Source organism: Acinetobacter sp. YH12039, from assembly GCF_013420015.1.
GTDB classification, from domain to species: Bacteria; Pseudomonadota; Gammaproteobacteria; order Pseudomonadales; family Moraxellaceae; genus Acinetobacter; species Acinetobacter amyesii.
Genome location: NZ_VOZA01000141.1, coordinates 1 through 1076, shown reverse-complemented (window position 1 = coordinate 1076; position 1076 = coordinate 1). Strand labels below are relative to the sequence as shown.

The window sequence follows — 1076 nt, the reverse complement described above, 5'->3', positions numbered from 1 at the left end:
CTATAATAATGCATTTTATGTGATTAATGTCATATTTTAATGAACCTATTTGATTATAATTCACAAAAACATATTTTCCATATTTTAACCCGAATCCTGCTTAAGCCGATGACTTCATAATTTGAATTGTTGGCTTATTTTTATGGATCAGTTGATATGCACACAAGGACGCGTAAATCCCTCCTAGAAATCCATGAACACTACGTGCTTTGCTTGTCACTAAATTGTACTGACCTTTCAATAAACTGAATAAAGTCTCTATCTTATTGCGCTGTTTTAAGTGATATTTATCTGACTCAGAAAGTTGTATAGCCTGCATATTTTTTCGATGATAGGTAATTAAATCAATACCTTGCTCTTTCAACCTACTCTTCAGTTCTTGACTAATATAGCCACTATCTCCATACAACTTTGCTTCCATCTCTTTAACGAGTCTCTCAACCATTTTGATATCAGCCAAATGTCCATTGGATAAAGCAGAACAAGCAATTTCACCAAATTGATTCATCACAATATGTAATTTACAGCCATAAAACCAGCCCATTGAGCTTCTACCACGTGATGCAATTTGGACTAATGATTTATGGCGTTGAATACGTTGATTTTTACAAACTGGCAGAGTTGTTGAATCAATCCATAAATATTGTGTACCTTGGCCTTTCATTAGCGCCACATGTAAAGCGTGTAGAGCTAATTGATGTCTATTAATCAGATGAATCATCCGTTGGTAACAGGGTAAGCTTTTAAATAAATGATTTTTATCCTGTTTCAACCATGTGAAAAATGCTTTGAAATTAGTGAAATGAGAACATTTATACCAGATCGCGATAAAAGTGATTTCTGAGATACTCAAGTGAGCGGTTCGGACTCTGGAGAAACGACGACTTTGTTTAAGGAAATTCCAGTAGGTTGCTTCAAATTTAAGAAAGAAATCATCAATTACGCAAAATAATTCGGTACTATTAAACATCGGGACTAGAGTTTTAAGTTTTGTGTGGTAACTCAACTGATGGCTATAGTCCTCTTATTTTTCAAGTCAATTTTTTATCCGCGATTCGGGTTATCAATATTCTTAT

The 1076-nt window shown here is 34.0% G+C and carries 1 protein-coding gene; it reads right to left on the bottom strand.

All coding sequences use genetic code 11. The features are described from left to right. Positions 1-100 precede the first annotated feature (100 nt). A complete protein-coding gene (locus tag FTT98_RS17915; protein WP_180177638.1) occupies positions 101-970 on the bottom strand; it encodes an IS982 family transposase in 870 nt (289 codons plus the stop codon). Positions 971-1076 lie beyond the last annotated feature (106 nt).